This window comes from Stenotrophomonas sp. LGBM10, from assembly GCF_046736075.1.
Classification (GTDB): domain Bacteria; phylum Pseudomonadota; class Gammaproteobacteria; order Xanthomonadales; family Xanthomonadaceae; genus Stenotrophomonas.
Window position 1 is genome coordinate 3,237,986 of record NZ_CP177163.1, and the last position, 16,519, is coordinate 3,254,504.

Annotated in this window: 14 protein-coding genes; 9 read left to right on the forward strand and 5 right to left on the reverse strand. The window is 69.2% G+C overall.

Features of this window, described 5'->3' with window-relative positions:
- Positions 1-66 precede the first annotated feature (66 nt).
- Positions 67-768, forward strand: a complete 702-nt coding sequence (locus tag ACLB90_RS14000; RefSeq protein ID WP_411850044.1) for a TorF family putative porin — start codon at positions 67-69, stop codon at positions 766-768.
- A 294-nt stretch (positions 769-1,062) separates the two neighbouring features.
- On the opposite strand, the gene tdh is transcribed toward ACLB90_RS14000, so the two are convergent.
- Positions 1,063-2,085: an L-threonine 3-dehydrogenase gene (tdh, locus tag ACLB90_RS14005; protein ID WP_411852763.1), complete on the reverse strand. Its 1,023-nt coding sequence runs from the start codon at positions 2,083-2,085 to the stop codon at positions 1,063-1,065.
- 183 nt (positions 2,086-2,268) lie between these two features.
- Between tdh and ACLB90_RS14010 the strand changes: the two genes are divergently transcribed.
- From ACLB90_RS14010 to ACLB90_RS14040, 7 genes are all read left to right on the forward strand, one after another.
- Positions 2,269-4,434, forward strand: a complete 2,166-nt coding sequence (locus ACLB90_RS14010) for a S46 family peptidase (RefSeq protein ID WP_411850045.1) — start codon at positions 2,269-2,271, stop codon at positions 4,432-4,434.
- Positions 4,435-4,703: 269 nt separating this feature from the next.
- A complete protein-coding gene (locus ACLB90_RS14015; protein WP_411850046.1) occupies positions 4,704-5,348 on the forward strand; it encodes a histidine phosphatase family protein in 645 nt (214 codons plus the stop codon).
- A 47-nt stretch (positions 5,349-5,395) separates the two neighbouring features.
- Positions 5,396-6,670, forward strand: coding sequence for a bifunctional tetrahydrofolate synthase/dihydrofolate synthase (folC, locus tag ACLB90_RS14020; protein WP_411850047.1), 1,275 nt, complete (start codon positions 5,396-5,398; stop codon positions 6,668-6,670).
- A 106-nt stretch (positions 6,671-6,776) separates the two neighbouring features.
- Positions 6,777-7,799, forward strand: coding sequence for an SPOR domain-containing protein (locus ACLB90_RS14025; RefSeq protein WP_411850048.1), 1,023 nt, complete (start codon positions 6,777-6,779; stop codon positions 7,797-7,799).
- Between the two features lie 52 nt (positions 7,800-7,851).
- Positions 7,852-8,583: a CvpA family protein gene (locus tag ACLB90_RS14030; RefSeq protein ID WP_136005548.1), complete on the forward strand. Its 732-nt coding sequence runs from the start codon at positions 7,852-7,854 to the stop codon at positions 8,581-8,583.
- A 29-nt stretch (positions 8,584-8,612) separates the two neighbouring features.
- Entirely contained in the window at positions 8,613-10,079 is a 1,467-nt protein-coding gene (gene purF / locus ACLB90_RS14035; protein ID WP_411850049.1) for an amidophosphoribosyltransferase, read from the forward strand.
- 10 nt (positions 10,080-10,089) lie between these two features.
- Complete coding sequence (locus ACLB90_RS14040) at positions 10,090-10,950, forward strand: ferritin-like domain-containing protein (RefSeq protein WP_411850050.1); 861 nt, start codon at positions 10,090-10,092, stop codon at positions 10,948-10,950.
- On the opposite strand, the gene ACLB90_RS14045 is transcribed toward ACLB90_RS14040, so the two are convergent.
- On the reverse strand, positions 10,923-12,374 hold the full coding sequence (locus ACLB90_RS14045; RefSeq protein WP_411850051.1) for a DUF2235 domain-containing protein: 1,452 nt from the start codon (positions 12,372-12,374) through the stop codon (positions 10,923-10,925). The genes ACLB90_RS14040 and ACLB90_RS14045 overlap by 28 nt on opposite strands.
- Before the next feature lie 278 nt (positions 12,375-12,652).
- Between ACLB90_RS14045 and ACLB90_RS14050 the strand changes: the two genes are divergently transcribed.
- Entirely contained in the window at positions 12,653-13,909 is a 1,257-nt protein-coding gene (locus ACLB90_RS14050; RefSeq protein ID WP_411850052.1) for a zinc-dependent metalloprotease, read from the forward strand.
- Between the two features lie 125 nt (positions 13,910-14,034).
- On the opposite strand, the gene lpxH is transcribed toward ACLB90_RS14050, so the two are convergent.
- Genes lpxH through ACLB90_RS14065 form a run of 3 tightly spaced genes read right to left on the reverse strand, consistent with a single transcriptional unit; the run spans position 14,035 to position 16,469 of the window.
- Positions 14,035-14,775, reverse strand: coding sequence for a UDP-2,3-diacylglucosamine diphosphatase (gene lpxH, locus ACLB90_RS14055; protein WP_411850053.1), 741 nt, complete (start codon positions 14,773-14,775; stop codon positions 14,035-14,037).
- 37 nt (positions 14,776-14,812) lie between these two features.
- Positions 14,813-15,352 (reverse strand): phosphatase PAP2 family protein, encoded by a 540-nt coding sequence (locus tag ACLB90_RS14060; protein WP_411850054.1) that lies wholly within the window; start codon positions 15,350-15,352, stop codon positions 14,813-14,815.
- The gene (locus ACLB90_RS14065; protein WP_411850055.1) at positions 15,333-16,469 is read right to left on the reverse strand and encodes a glycosyltransferase family 4 protein; all 1,137 of its coding nucleotides are present in this window, start codon (positions 16,467-16,469) and stop codon (positions 15,333-15,335) included. Before ACLB90_RS14065 ends, ACLB90_RS14060 begins: the two co-directional genes overlap by 20 nt.
- Positions 16,470-16,519 lie beyond the last annotated feature (50 nt).

The window sequence follows — 16,519 nt, forward strand, 5'->3', positions numbered from 1 at the left end:
CAATCAGGTTAAAAAACCGTAAACCCCGCCGCACCCGCCCACCCCCACGCCCCGGAGAGACCCCGCATGAACCACGCCACGCGCTGTACCGCCGCCGTTGTGCTCTGCGCCGCCTTGCTTGCCCCGTTTGCCGCCAGTGCCCAGGACGAGGCCGAGTCTCCCTTCAGCTGGAACGTCACCGGCGTGTCCGACTACGTGTTCCGCGGCGTGTCGCAGACCGACGAGGACCCGACCCTGCAGGCCGGTTTCACCTACACCTCGCCGGTGGGCCTGTACGCGGGCGTCTGGGGGTCGGGTGTGGACTTCGGCGACGGCGGCCCGGATGCCGAGGTCGACTACTTCATCGGTTATGGCGTGGACATCACCGACAGCCTCAACGTCGACGTGATGCTCAACCATTACAGCTACCCCGGCTCGAGCGAGCTGGCGTACACCGAGCTGATCACCAAGACCAGTTTCGCCGAGCACTACAACGTGACCGTGGGCTACACCAACGATGTCTGGAACACCGATACCGACGGCTGGTACTTCGCGGCCGGCACCGAATGGGCGCTGCCGAAGGACTTCAACCTGACCGCCAACGTGGGCCGCAGCACGTTCAAGGACAGCGTCGCCAAGGACTACACCGACTGGAACATCGGCGTGAACCGCAGCTTCGGTCTGTTCACCCTCGGCCTGGGTTACTACGGCACCGACGGCAACGGGCGCGACAACTCCGGCAAGCTGGCCGACAACCGCGTGGTGTTCACCGTGGCGGTAGGGCAGTAACCCAACGCACCGTCACCGTGCCGAGCCGGCCAGCGGCCGGCACTACAAAAAATGCCGGGCCGGCACCCCAAAACGTAGTGCCGGCCGCCGGCCGGCTCCCCGCAACACCGGCACCACAAAGGTAGTGCCGGCCGCTGGCCGGCTCCCCGCAGCACCGGCGCCCCAAAACGTAGTGCCGGCCGCTGGCCGGCTCCCCGCAGCACCGGCGCCACAAAACGTAGTGCCGGCCGCTGGCCGGCTCCCCGCAGCACCGGCACACAAAAAAGGCACCCGTCGGGTGCCTTTTTCTTTACGTCAATTCCAGCTCAGTACCACCTTGCCGGCCTTGCCCTGTTCCATCAGGTCGAAGCCCTTCTGGAAGTCGTCGATCGGCAACTGGTGGGTGAGCACCTTGCCGAGCGGGAAGCCGGACAGTACCAGCTGGGTCATCTTGTACCAGGTCTCGTACATCTTGCGGCCGTAGATGCCCTGCACGGTCAGGCCCTTGAAGATGATCTTGTCCCAGTCGCAGCCGGCGCCCTTGGGCATGATGCCGAGCATGGCGATCTTGCCGCCGTGGTACATGCAGTCGAGCATGTCGTTGAAGGCGCGCGGGTTGCCGCTCATTTCCAGGCCCACGTCGAAGCCCTCCATGTGCAGGTCCTTCATCACGTCCTTGAGCGAGGTGTTGGACACGTTGACCACGCGCGTGGCGCCCATGTCGGCAGCCAGCTTCAGGCGGAAATCGTTGACGTCCGTGACCACCACGTTGCGTGCGCCGATGTGCTTGCAGATGCCCGCGGCAATGATGCCGATCGGGCCGGCGCCGGTGATCAGCACGTCCTCGCCGATCACGTTGAACTCCAGCGCGCAGTGCGCGGCGTTGCCGTACGGGTCGAAGAAGGCGGCCAGTTCGGACGGGATCTGGTCGGGGATGGGCCACAGGTTGCTGGCCGGCATCACCATGTACTCGGCGAAGGCGCCGTTGACGTTGACGCCGATGCCCACGGTGTTCGGGCACAGGTGCGGGCGGCCGCCACGGCAGTTGCGGCAGTGGCCGCACACGATGTGACCTTCGGCCGACACGCGCTGGCCGATCTCATAGCCGGTGACGCCCGGGCCGATCTCGGCGATGCGGCCGACGAACTCGTGGCCGATGGTCAGGCCCGGCTTGATCGTGCGCTGGCTCCATTCGTCCCACAGGTAGATGTGCAGGTCCGTACCGCAGATGGCGGTCTTTTCCAGCTTGATCAGGACTTCGTTCGGGCCCGGGGTGGGCACCGGAACCTCGTCCAGCCAGATGCCCTTGGCGGCTTCACGCTTGACCAGGGCCTTCATTGTTTGCTGCGCCATCGGGGTGGAACTCGTCTGGGGGAAAACGCGGATTATAGAGCCGCCGGCGGTTTTCCCATGCTGCGTTGCGGGTGGTCCGGGGCTCCCCTGGGGGGCCATGACTTCCGGGCATCGGGCCGGGGCGGGCGCTGGGCTACACTCGGCGGTTCTTTCACCAGGGGCTGCTCAATGCGCTCGAACCTGCTCGCTTTCTCCGTCGTCGCCAGCCTCGGGCTGGTCCAGGTCGCCCATGCCGCCGAAGGCATGTGGGTGCCGCAACAGTTGCCGGAGATTGCCGGCCCGCTCAAGCAGGCCGGCCTGAAGCTGTCCCCGGAGCAGATCTCCAACCTGACCGGCGACCCGATGGGCGCGGTGGTGGCACTGGGCGGCTGCACCGCCAGCTTCGTGTCGCCGCAGGGCCTGGTGGTCACCAACCACCATTGCGCCTACGGTGCGATCCAGCTGAACTCCACCGCCGAAAAGAACCTGATCAAGGACGGCTTCAACGCCCCGACCCTGGCCGACGAGCTGAGCGCCGGCCCCAACGCCCGCGTGTTCGTGCTTGACCAGATCACCGACGTGACCGACCAGGCCAAGGCCGCCATCGCCGCCGCGGGCAAGAACCCGCTGGCCCGCACCCGCGCGCTGGACGCCTTCGACAAGGCCCAGACCGCCGCCTGCGAAGCCGATGCAGGCTTCCGCTGCCGCCTGTACAGCTTCTCCGGCGGCAACACCTACCGCCTGTTCCGCAACATGGAAATCAAGGACGTCCGTCTGGTCTACGCCCCCCCGGGCAGCGTGGGCAAGTTCGGCGGCGACATCGACAACTGGATGTGGCCGCGCCACACCGGCGACTTCTCGTTCTACCGTGCCTACGTGGGCAAGGATGGCAAGCCGGCCGCGTTCTCGGCCGACAACGTGCCCTACCAGCCCAAGCACTTCCTGAAGTTCGCCGACCAGCCGCTGGGCGCCGACGACTTCGTGATGGTGGCCGGCTACCCGGGCCGCACCAACCGCTACGCGCTGGCCGGTGAGTTCAACGAAACCGCCAGCTGGACCTACCCGACCATCGCGCGCCACTACAACGCGGTGATCGACCTGATCGGCAAGGCCGGCCAGCAGGACGCCGACATCAAGGTGAAGTACGCCGCCACGATGGCCGGCCTGAACAACACCGCCAAGAACTACCAGGGCCAGCTGGACGGCTTCAAGCGCATCGACGCCGCCGGCCAGAAGCAGGCCGAGGAAGCGGCCGTGCTGGCGTGGCTGAAGAAGCAGGGCGCCGCCGGCAAGCCGGCACTGGCCGCGCACGCGCAGCTGATCAAGCACCTGGAAGAAGGCCGCGCCACCCGTGACCGCGACCTGATCGTGGGCCAGTTCAACAACACCTCGGCGCTGGGCTCGGCGATCACGCTGTACCGCCTGTCGATCGAGCGCAGCAAGGCCGACGCCGAGCGCGAAGCCGGTTTCCAGGAGCGCGACCTGCCGTCGATCGAGGGGTCGCTCAAGCAGATGGACCGCCGCTACGTGGCGCGCATGGACCAGCAGCTGCAGGCCTACTGGCTGAACCAGTACGCCGCACTGCCGGCCGCGCAGCGCAACAACGAGGTGCTGAACCAGTGGCTGGCGGGCAGCGACAAGGCCGCCATCGACGGTCTGGTCGGCAAGCTGTCGGGTACCAAGCTGGGCAGCCTGGATGAACGCCTGAAGTGGTTCAAGGCCGACCGCGCGGCGTTCGAAGCCAGCACCGATCCGGCGATCCAGTACGCGGTGGCGGTCATGCCGGCGCTGCTGAAGCAGGAAGAGCAGAAGAAGACCCGCGAAGGCGAGTCGCTGGTGGCCCGCCCGCTGTACCTGCAGGCACTGGCGGACTACAAGAAGAGCCAGGGCGAGTTCGTGTACCCGGACGCCAACCTGTCGCTGCGCATCACCTTCGGCAACGTCATGGGGTACGCCCCGAAGGACGGCGTGGCCTACACCCCGTTCACCACGCTGGAAGGCATCGTCGCCAAGGAAACCGGTGCTGATCCGTTCGACTCGCCCAAGGCGCTGCTCGATGCGGTCAAAGCCAAGCGGTATGGCGGCCTGGAAGACAAGCGCATCGGCTCGGTGCCGGTGAACTTCCTGTCCAACCTGGACATCACCGGCGGCAACTCGGGTTCGCCGGTGCTGGATGCCAACGGCAAGCTGGTTGGCTTGGCGTTTGACGGCAACTGGGAATCGGTCAGCTCCAACTGGGTGTTCGACCCGGTGATGACCCGCATGATCTCGGTGGACAGCCGTTACATGCAGTGGATCATGCAGGAAGTGGCGCCGGCGCCGCAGCTGCTGAAGGAACTGAACCTGGCCAAGTAAGGCGGTCAGGGCAGGTGAAGTCATGAGGCCCCGCTGCGAAAGCAGCGGGGCTTTTTTGTGGCGCGGGTCGGGCGCGGGTCGGCCATGAACGGCGCCGCCGCATCGGCAGAGCCGACCGTTGGTCGGCTGGCCGCGCACGGCGCGGCAATGATCGAAGCCGCCACCCGGCACGGGTTCGGTGCGGCAACCGGGTATCATCCCTGTTCCGCGCGCTTTCACAGGATGTGAACGAAGCGCCGGAACTCCTCCCCCAAGGACCCCTTGCTCGCATGCGCATCCTGCTTGCCCGTCACGGCGAAACCCCGTGGAACGCCGAAGGCCGCTACCAGGGCCAGATCGATATCCCGTTGTCGCCGATCGGCGAAGCCCAGGCCCAGGCGCTGGGCGAACGCCTGCGCTCGGTCGACATCACCCGCGCCGTCGCCTCGCCGCTGTCGCGTGCCCAGCGCACCGCCCAGCTTGCGCTCGGCAGCGCGCGCGCCGACATGCTGCTCACCGAACCGGACCTGCAGGAAATCGCCCACGGTGAGTGGGAAGGTCTGCTGGCCAGCGAAATCAACGAAAAGGATCCCTCGCGGCTGAAGGCCTGGCGCGAAGAACCGGACACCGTGCTGATGCCCGGCGGCGAATCGCTGCGTCTGGTGCTGGAGCGCAGCTGGCGCGGCCTGGCCCGCGCGGCCGACGGCCTCGGCGAGCACGACACCCTGCTGGTGGTGGCCCACGATGCCGTCAACCGCGTGATCCTGTGCCGCATCCTTGGCCTGCCGATCTCCCGCCTGTGGACCTTCCGCCAGGCGCCGACCACCCTCAACCTGCTCGAAGGGCCCGACCTGGACAGCCTGGAGGTGGTCCGCCTGAACGACTGTGCCCACCACACGCCGTTCTTCGGCGAAGCCAAGCACCGCGCGCTGTAACCGCCTTCCCGTCGCACCCCGTCGTCCGCCACATTGATCCAACGCCCATGACCATCGCCCACCCGCAGACCCTCACCGACTGGCTCACCTACATCGAGCAGCAGCACCCGGCCACCATCGACATGGGGCTGGATCGGGTGCGCACCGTGGCGCAGGCGATGGGCCTGGGCGCGCCGGCCACCCGCAGCATCGTGGTCGGTGGCACCAACGGCAAAGGCTCCACCGTGGCCTTCATCGAGGCGATCGCCCGCGCCGCAGGCTGGAAGGTCGGCGCGTATACCTCCCCGCACCTGCTGCGTTACAACGAGCGCGTGCGCATCGACGGCCAGGACGTCGCCGATGAGGATCTCATCGCCGCCTTCGCCGCCGTGGAACAGGCACGCGGGCAGACCACGCTGACCTATTTCGAGTACGGCACCCTGGCCGCGCTGCACCTGTTCGCTGCCGCCGGGCTGGACCTTGCCGTGCTGGAGGTGGGCCTGGGTGGGCGCCTGGACGCGGTCAACATCGTGGACGCCGACGTGGCCGTGATCACCACCGTGGACATCGATCACAGCGACTGGCTGGGCGAAGACCGCGAAGCGATCGGCGCCGAGAAGGCCGGCATCATCCGCGGCTGGAAGCCGGTCATTCTCGGCGAAACCGATCCGCCGTCCAGCGTGCTGGCCCGTGCCTACGTGCTGGGCGCCAACGCGATCCGCGGCGGCAGCGATTTCTTTGCCGACGTCATCGACGCACAGCACTGGCGCTGGCGTGATGTTGGTTTCCGCATCGAACTGCCGACGCCGGCGCTGCGTGGGCCGATCCAGCTGCGCAATGCCGCCTCGGCGATTGCCGCGCTGCGCGCGCTGGACAAGCCGTTGCCGCGCGCGGCATTCGTGGAGGGCGTGGCCAATGCGCGCATCCGCGGCCGCCTGCACGCCTTCGACCGCGACGGCGTGGAGGTGCTGGTCGACGTTGGCCACAACCCGCAGGCCGCGCGGGAGCTGGCCACCGCCCTCAAGGCCGCACCGGCGGCCGGGCGCACCGTGGCCGTGTTTGCGGCACTGCAGGACAAGGACGCCGCCGGCGTGGTCGAGGCGCTGGCGACGGAGGTCCAGGCCTGGCACCTGGCCGGCCTCGAGGGCGCGCGCGCACAGAGCGCCGAGGCCCTGCAGGCGCGCCTGGCCGGCACGGTTGCGGCCGACGGCAGCCGCCATCCCCGCGTGACCGATGCGCTGCAGCAGGCGCTGCGCGATGCCCAGCCGGGTGACCGCGTGCTGGTGTTCGGCTCCTTCCACACCGCCGCGCAGGCGCTGCAGTGGCTGGAGACGGCACCCTGAGTCCGTGCGGCGGTCCTGTGCCGCCGTTCAGCCGCATTCGACGCCGCGCACGCGCGCGACCGTATAATCGCCGTGGCATTCCGCCGCGCCGCCCTGCCTGCCTTCCGTGGATACTCCTCTGAAACAGCGACTGATTGGTGCCATCGTTCTGGTGGCTTTGGCTGTGATCTTCCTGCCCATGCTGGTCAAGGGCCCCGCGCCGGACAGCGGCGTGGCCAATGTGCCGATCACCGCGCCGGCTGCACCGGCGGACGGACAATTCGAAACGCGTGAGCTGCCCCTGGTGGCGCCGACCGGTGCCGCCACCGGCCTGCAGAGCGGGGCATCCACCACCCAGCCGCTGGCCGACACCGGTGCCGTGGCTGCCGATCCGGCGCCGGCCGACACCTCCCCGGCCGTGGCCGCCGGCAACTACGCGGTCAGCTTCGGCGCCTATGGCAGCCAGGCCGATGCCGACGCGGTGATCGCCCACCTCAGGAAATCGCAGCTGCCCGGGTTCAGCGAGCCGGCCACGATCAACGGCCGCCAGGCCTGGCGCGTGCGCGTGGGGCCCTACGCCGATCGTGCCCAGGCCGAATCGGCCCGCCTGCAGGCAGTGAAGGTGCGCAGCGACGTCAAGGCCGAAGTCGTGACCCTGGACGCCCGTGCGGACAGCGCCGTGGCTGCCACGCCGACGCCGACGCCGACGCCCGCCCCGGCCAGCGCCTCCAGCGCCACCCCGGCCGCAGCAGCCACCAATACGGTCAAAACCGAAGCGCTGCCGGCCGAGCCGGTGGCTGCCGCCAAGCCCGAGCCGAAGCCGGCCGCGCCCAAGCCCGAGCCGAAGCCGGCCCCGGCCAAGCCGGAACCTGCAGCCGCCACCGTTGCGGCACCGGCCGCACCGGCCGCCAGCAGCGTCGGTTTCGCCGTGCAGCTGGGCGCCTTCGGCCAGGCTGCCGAAGCCAACGCACTGCGCGACAAGGTGCGCGCGGCTGGCTTCAGCGCCTTCGTCGAGCAGGTCCGCACCGACAAGGGCACGTTGAACCGCGTGCGCGTCGGGCCGGTGGCCAACCGCGCCGACGCCGAGAACCTCAAGGCCCAGGTCGCGGCCAAGGTCGGCGTGGCCGGCATGGTCCGCCCGCACCCTTGAGCCCCGGCATGCACCGCCTGCCGGCCCCACGGCCCTGCCGCAGAGCGCGGGCGTGATCGACATCGTGCTGCTGGCGCTGATCGGCACCTCGGTGCTGCTCGGTCTGATGCGCGGTTTCGTCGGCATCGTAGTTGCCACGCTGTCCTGGCTGCTGGCCGGCTGGGCCGCGTTTCTGTTCGGCAATGACGCCGCGCACTGGTGGGCCGCACCGGCCGCGCCGGGCACCGGCCATTACGTGGGCGGCTATCTGGGCGTGTTTCTGGCGGTGATGATCGCCGTCGGCGGGATCGGAATGCTGATCAAGGCCGCCGTGAAGGTGACCTGCCTGACCGGCGCCGACCGCCTGCTGGGCGGGGCGCTGGGCCTGGTCCGCGGTGCCTTCCTGGGCTGTGTGCTGCTGATGCTGGCCGCCTTCACGCCGCTGCCCGACGAGGCCGCCTGGCGCGACTCCCAGGTCCGCCCGCTGCTCCAGCCCGGGGTACGGTGGATGCAGGCGCAGCTGCCCGAGGTGGCGCTGCCGGAGGTGAATCTGCCGCAACTGCCGCCGCTGGAATTGGGCAAGCCGCTCGCGACAGGCGATAATGGCGTGCTTGGCGAGGTAGTGGCAGGGCGCGGATGGCCGCGTCCGGTTGACGAGGCGAGGGACCCGGTACCTGCCGACGCTGCGGCGCGCGGACCGGCTTCCACACTGCCCACCAACATCGAGCCGGCGCGCGCGCGTCCGGACGACACCGCTCCCTCGCGGAACGGTTCCCCCGGCCAGGCACGGCCACCTTCACTGTAGATGGGCACAGCCCAGCGGAGATTCGCACCATGTGTGGCATCGTCGGAATCGTCGGCAACCAGAACGTCGCCGGGCAGTTGTATGACGGCCTGACCGTCCTCCAGCATCGCGGCCAGGATGCGGCTGGCATCGCCACCGCCGACGGCACCCGCCTGCGCGTGCAGAAGGCCAACGGCCTGGTCCGCGACGTGTTCGACGCCAAGCGGATGTCGACCCTGGAAGGCCGCGTCGGCATCGCGCATGTGCGCTACCCGACCGCCGGTTCGGAAGGCATGGACGAAGCGCAGCCGTTCTACGTCAACTCGCCGTACGGCATCGCGCTGGCCCACAACGGCAACCTGATCAACACCGAAGCCCTGCGCCAGCAGGTCTTCGAGCAGGACCGCCGCAACGTCAACACCGATTCGGACAGCGAAGTGCTGCTGAACGTGTTCGCCTACGAGCTGGACGCGCAGCGCCAGCTCACCCCGGAAGCGGCGATCCGTGCCGTGGCCGGCGTGCACCGCCGCTGCAAGGGCGGCTATGCGGTGATCAGCGTGGTGCTGGGCCTGGGCCTGGTTGCCTTCCGCGATCCGCATGGCATCCGCCCGCTGGTGCTGGGCAAGCGCGCCCATGCCGAAGGCGATGAATACATCGTGGCCTCCGAGTCGTCCGCACTGGATGTGCTGGGCTTCCAGCGCGTGCGCGATGTGCGCCCGGGCGAAGCGCTGGTGATCACCGCACGCGGCGAGCTGTTCTCCGAAGTGTGCGCCGAGCCGGCCGAGCACAGCCCGTGCATCTTCGAGTACGTGTACTTCGCGCGCCCGGACTCGATGATCGACAACGTCTCGGTGCACAAGGCGCGCATGCGCATGGGCATCAAGCTGGGCGAGAAGATCCTGCGCCTGCGTCCGGACCACGACATCGACACCATCATCCCGATCCCGGACACCTCGCGCGACGCCGCGCTGGAGATCTCCAACACGCTCGGGGTGAAGTACCGCGAAGGCTTCATCAAGAACCGCTACATCGGCCGCACCTTCATCATGCCGGGGCAGGGTGAGCGGGTGAAGTCGGTGCGTCGCAAGCTCAACCCGATCCACCTGGAGTTCCGCAACCGCGTGGTGCTGCTGGTCGACGACTCGATCGTGCGTGGCACCACCAGCCAGCAGATCGTGCAGATGGCGCGCGACGCCGGTGCGCGCAAGGTCTACCTGGCCAGCGCCGCGCCGCCGGTGCGCTTCCCCAACATCTACGGCATCGACATGCCGGCGGCCGAGGAACTGGTCGCGCACAACCGCAGCGTCGAGGAAATCGAGGCGCACCTGGGCTGCGACTGGTTGATCTACCAGGACATCGAGGACATGGAAGCGGCGGTGCGCGAAGGCAATCCGGAGCTGAAGACGTTCGATTCGTCGTGCTTCAACGGCATCTACCCGACCGGGATCGAGCCGGGCTACTTCGAACGCATCCAGCAGCTGCGTTCGGACGATGCCAAGCACAAGCGACGCGCCTGAGGCCGTTGGCATGAGCGAGGTGCTGGACACTGCCGCCGGCGACCTGCTGCGCGCTGCGCAGCAGTGCCTGGCCGAACCCGATCCGCTGCGCAAGGTCGCGCTGACCCAGCACTACGCGGCGCAGTTCCGCGCCGGGCGCCTGAAGGCACCGGCCGAGGCGCCGCCGCCCGAGCCGATCCGCATGCCGGGCCGCCCGGCGCGGCCCGCCCTGGTGCATCCGCGCGACCTGCCGCGGCGCGGCCTGGGCAGTGCGGAGGGGCGTGCGGCGTTCATCCACGCCATCGCCCACATCGAACTCAACGCCATCGACCTGGCCTGGGATGCGGTCTACCGCTTCCGCGGCCTGCCGGGCTCGTTCCATGCCGACTGGGTGGCCGTGGCCGATGACGAGTCGCGTCATTTCATGCTGCTGCATGGCCGCCTGCAGGCACTGGGCCATGCCTATGGCGACTTCGACGCGCACAACGGCCTGTGGGACATGTGCGAGAAGACCGCGCACGACGGCCTGGCGCGGATGGCGCTGGTGCCGCGCGTGCTTGAAGCACGCGGGCTCGATGTCACCCCCGGCATGATCGTCAAACTGCGCGCCAGCGGGGACACCGATACCGCCGATGTGCTGGAGATCATCCTGCGCGAGGAAGTGGCGCACGTGGCGGCCGGCTCGCGCTGGTACCGCTGGTACTGCACGCGCGCGGGCGTGGAGCCGCGGCCGCGCTTCATGGCCTTGCTGAAGGAGTACGCCGGCGGTTTCCTGTACGGCCCCTTCAACCTCGAAGCGCGGCTGCTGGCCGGATTCGACGAGGACGAACTGGCCGAGCTGATCGAGCAGACCGAGATGCGCGGTCAGGCGTTGGCCAGCACCACGCGCTGACCGTTCCCGGTCGGCCGGTTCACGTAGAACAGCCCGGGCCCGGGCCGGTAGGGCAGTTCGCGGGTGGCGTCGTCGGCGGCGTACAGCAGCGCGGTATCGCCGAGCGCGTCGAAATTCCAGTGCGCCGACTGCATCACATAGTGCTGCCGCAGCAGCTGTTCCTGCGCGGCATCCAGCGGTTGGCCGACCAGCAGCCGCGCCGCGATGGGGAGCAGCGGTGCGGGCAGTGCCAGTGCGGGATCCTGGTCGGGCGTGGCGCGCCAGGGCACCCCGGCCGCTGCCGCGCGCTGGTGCAGCAGGCGCAGTGCGATCCACTGGTAGCGCGGGTCGATCGCCCGGCGCAGGACCACCGCCGCATGGACGTGCAGGGTGGGCAGCAGGCGCACGCTGCGGCTGCCGGCCCGGCGCTGCTGCAGCCACTGGTGCCACACATCCACCCACACCGCATCGTCGCCCAGGCCCAGCTGCGCCTGCCACTGCCGGCACTGGTCCTGCGCGCGGTGATAAACCCCGCTGGCGCGCAGCAGCGACAGCGGTGGCGTGGCGCCCTCCGCCAGCCCGTGGTCATCGATGACCTCGCCCAGCGGGCGGGTCAGCAGCTTCGGTCCTTCCACGGTCTGGTCGTAGCCGCCACCGATATTGGCGTGCACGCCGGGCAGGGCGATTTCCTCGTGCGGCGGGGCCACGCTGGTCAGTGCGAAGTGCTCGCGGTGTTCATCGCGCGCGGTCAGTTGCAGCACTTTGTCCGCGCAGCCGGCGGCCAGCGCGACGTCGGGTTGCTGGTCGCGCTGGCGACGGTCGACCGCCACCACGGTATCGAGCAGGCCGACGAACCGGACCCGGCGCGCGCGCCCGGGGAAGGCCGGTGCCAGGGTCAGCCCGGCGCGCACCAGTTGTTCGCGCAACCAGGCCTCGCCCTCGGCACGGGCGAGGCGATTGACCGCATCGCGCGCGGCGGCGGCACCGCGCGAATAGCCGAACAGGTCCACCCGCACCGCGGCGATCGGCGGCAGCCGGGGCTGCCGCGCCAGCGTGCGCAGTGCGTCGGGCAGCAGGATGTCCAGGCCACGTTGGACCTTGGCGCGCACGCCGGTACGGCCCACGCCGAAGGCCAGGCCCATCAGGTCGTCGTCCTTGCCGGTCCGCGTGCCGACGCCCTCGATGTAGATCGCCAGGGACAGCGGGCCGGCGGCCGGCAGGCCTGTGCCGCGATGATCCGGATACAGGGCGTGCAGGCGCGCGATGTTGGTCAGGCCATTGCTGTAGCTGCTGGTCAGCCGGCTCTGGTAGGGCGAGGCATCATCGGCGCGGATCGCCGGCGGACGCGGTGCCGGCGTGGTGCTGCCGGGCGGGCGCGAGGCATGTCGCAGGTTGTCGGCATTGTTGCGGGTGCCGTCGAAGAACAGGCCGATTTGCAGCAGCATTGCCGCTGTCGTGCCTTCAGTGCCATGTCCCCCCGCCATGTCGCTCCTGCCCCCCGGTCGATGCCCGACCACGGTAGCGCGAAACCGCTACAGGCGCGACGGGTGACGCCGCACGTGATGTTGCTGAACCGCGCGGATGCGGATCACAGATTTGAAAAGCAATCACTCGCATCTATTGAATTCACGCGATCAACAGGAGCCATATGGCGTCGGCCTGTCGCCATCGGCCGCTTGCAGCAACGACTTCCCCGCAGTGTTCCCACTCAAAGAGAGCCGACATGATGTCCAGATCGATGAGCAAGACCGCAGGTGTGATCACGTTGTGCCTGTTGACCGCCGGCAGTGCCTCGGCCGCGTCGCTGTTTGCCCCGGTCACGGTGGTGAGCCGCGCCTCGGCGAGCAGCCAGCCGGCGCTGAGCGCGCTGATGAACTCCCCGTCCACCGCCACCGTGCAGGAAGTGCAGGTGGATGCTGCTGCGGTGACCGCGACCCAGAAACAACTGGAATTCGAGCTGCTTGGCCAGCCGGTGCAGGCCCTGCAGAGCCGCGTGGAGACGCTCGCCGACGGCGGCAGCGTCTGGTATGGCCAGCTCGGCACCCGTGCCGGTGCGCGGCTGGCCAAGGCCGGCGCACCGGACCCGCTCAACCAGATCATCCTGGTGCGCTCCGGCGACACGGTGACCGGCACCATCCGCCGCGATGGCCAGCTGTACCGCCTGCGCCCGATCAGCGACGGGCGCCATGTGCTGGTGGAAGTGGATGAGTCGCGCATGCCGGCCGACCACCCGGCCGACTACAACCGGCTGCCCACGGTGGCGATGCCGGTCAACGAGCAGATCGGCATCGCGGCCGCGTCGTCGGGTACGCCGGCCACGATCCGCGTCCTGGTGGTGGCCACCAACGGCGCGGTGGCCGCCTATGGCGGCAACATGCAGTCGCTGGTGCAGCTGGCGGTGGCCGAGTCCAACCAGGGCTACGTCAACAGCAACGTTGGCATCACCCTGCAGCTGGCCGGCTACGAGACCACCACCTACACCGAATCCAGCAGCTTCTCGACCGACCTGGCGCGCTTCCGCCAGACCAGCGACGGCTTCATGGACAGCATCCACACCAGCCGCAACAACACCCGCGCCGACGTGGCGGTCCTGGTGATCAACAACGCCAGTTCCTGCGGGCTGGCGTCGGGCATCGGCTCCACCGCCAGCACGGCGTTCGCTGCGGTGCACTGGGACTGCGCAACCGGGTACTACTCGTTTGCCCATGAAATCGGGCACCTGCAGAGCGCGCGCCACGATATCGCCACCGATTCGAGCACCTCGCCGTACGCCTATGGCCACGGCTACCGCTACGAACCGGCCACGGGCACCGGCTGGCGCACGATCATGGCCTACAACTGCACGCGCAGCTGCCCGCGGTTGAACTTCTGGTCCAACCCGAACATCAGCTACAACGGCATCCCGATGGGCATCGCGGCCAGTGCCGACAACCAGCGTGTGCTGGTCAACACCAAGGCGGCGGTCGCCGCGTTCCGCTGACGACGAGGGAGACGGGCGGTACCCACCCGGCAGCGGTGGGTACCGACCTGGCAGCTGTGGGTACCGGCCCGGCAGCGGTGGGTACCGGCCCGGCAATTGTGGGTACCGACCGCTGGTCGGTACGCCTAGACCAGCGACTCCAGCGTCCAGCCCTGCGGCGTTACCCGCAGCACCGAGCCCTGTTCGTACCAGTCGCCGAGCACGATGCGGGTGCACTCGCGATCGGCCGGGCGCAGGGTGTGGATCGCCGGGCGGTGGGTATGCCCGTGGATCATGGTGTCCACGCCGTAACGGATGAAGGTGGCCTCCACTTCGGCCGGGGCGACATCGGTGACGGTTTCGAACTGGGCCTTGTCGCCCTGCTTCATTTCCGACTGGCGCGCCTGGCTGGCATCGCGCGCCTTCTGCGCGAACGCGATGCGGGCCGCCAGCGGCTGCGCCAGGAACTGCGCCTGGAAGGCCGGATCGCGGGTCTGCGTGCGGAACTGCTGGTAGGCCACGTCATCGGTGCACAGCAGGTCGCCGTGCTGCAGCAGCACAGGGCGGCCGTAGAGGTCGATCACGCTCGGGTCGGGCAGGATGCGGAACCCCGCGCGGCGGGCATAGTCCTGCCCCACCAGGAAATCGCGGTTGCCACGGATGAAGTAGACCGGCACCCCGGCATCGGCCACAGCGTGCAGCGCATCCGCCACCGCGTCGGCAGCGGCGGACGGCGTGTCGTCGCCGATCCAGGCTTCGAACAGGTCGCCCAGAATGTACAGCGCGTCGGCCTGCATGGCGTCGCGCTGCAGGAAGGCCAGGAACAGGTCGGTGATGGCTGGACGGCTGGGGTCCAGATGCAGATCGGAAATGAACAGCGTGGTCATGCGCGCATTGTAAAACGTCGGGCGCCACCGCACCGCGTCACACCGGCAGCGGCAACCACTGCAGGCTGGCGCCGGCCAGGCCGGTGGCGATCGCGGTGGCAGCCAGCACATCGCTGGGATAGTGCAGGCCAAGCACCACCCGCGACACCCCGACCGCCGCCGTGAACGGCACCAGCAGCGGTGCCAGCCACGGGTAATAGGCCAGCGCGACGATGGTGAACGACACCGCGTGGAGGGTATGGCCGGAGGGGAAGCTGAATTCGTCCAGCGGGGCCACCCAGGCACGGATACGCAGGTCGGCGGCATACGGCCGCGGGCGTCGCGTCCAGCGCTTGAGGCCCTTGTAGAGCAGCAGGGCCATCAGCCCGGTGGCGGCCATGTGCAGCGATGCGCGCAGGCCGTCGAAGCCATCCACCAGGACCAGCGCGCCCATCAGGGCGTACCAGAACACCCCGTCGCCCAGCCGGCTGACCGCGGCGAACACCTGGCGCACCCGGCGGCGCCGGCAGTAATGATTCGCACGGCGGCACCAGCGGGCCTCGCGGCCGCGCAGGGCTTCAAGCGGCGTGGTCGGCATGCGGCCTCCGGGCCTGGGCCAGTTCGGCCAGCAGGGCGTCGAACTCGGCCACCACCTGCTGGGGATGCAGCCGCTTCATGGCGCCGGCCGCGTTGCGCCCCAACCGTGCCCGCAGCACGTCATCGCCGGCCAGCTGCACGGCGGCGGTGACGAAGGCGGCGTCGTCGCTGACCGCGATGCCGTTTTCATCGGTGCGCAGGTGTTCGCGCGCTGCGCCGTAGTCGAAGGCCACCGTGGCCAGGCCGCTGGCCATCGCTTCCAGGGTCACGTTGCCGAAGGTCTCGCTGCGGCTGGGGAACAGGAACAGATCGCCACTGGCGAAATGGCGGGCCAGCGCATCGCCACGCTGCACGCCGCAGAAGATGAAGTCCGGGTTGTCGTGCGCCAGCGCGGCGCGCGACGGGCCATCGCCCACGAACACGAAGCGGGCCTTGGGCCGTACCTGCTGCAGCCGCCGGAAGGCCTTCACCGCCAGCGCAAGGTTCTTTTCCGGCGCAATGCGCCCGACGTAGATCGCCGCGAAGCCGGTGCCGTCGATGCCCCATTCCTCGCGCAGCGCCGGGTCGCGCCGCGTCGGCTCGAACTGGCGGCTGTCCACCGCGCGCGCCAGCAGGCGCACCCGTTCAAAGCCCTGCTCGCAGAGGAACTGCTGCAGCTCCTGGGTGGGTACCAGGGTGGCGTCGGACTGGTTGTGGAAGCGCCGCATCCAGCGCAGTGCTGCCGCCTGCAGCCAGGCCACGCCGTAGTCGGGCAGGTATTCGTCGAAGCGGGTGTGGAAGCCGGTGGCGACCGGGATGCCCATCCGCCGCGCGGTGCGCAGGGCGGACCAGCCCAGCGGGCCTTCGGTGGCGATGTAGATCGCATCGGGGCGTTGCTGCTGCCATTGGCGCGCCAGCCGCTTGGGGGCCGGCAGGCCGAAGCGCAGGCCGGGGTAGCGGGGCAGGGCCGCACCGGCGACCAGCAGGGTGTTGTCCCCGTCGGCGTCGCCGGCCTGGCGGGGCCGCACCAGATCGACTTGGTGACCGGCCGCACGCAGTCCCTGTTCGAGCCCCTGGACGGTCAGTGCAACACCGTTGACCTCGGGTGGATATGTCTCGGTGACGATGGCATAGCGCATGGCGGACCTCCCGTATGCGCGCATGCTGGGCGCCGGCGATGTAGCCGACA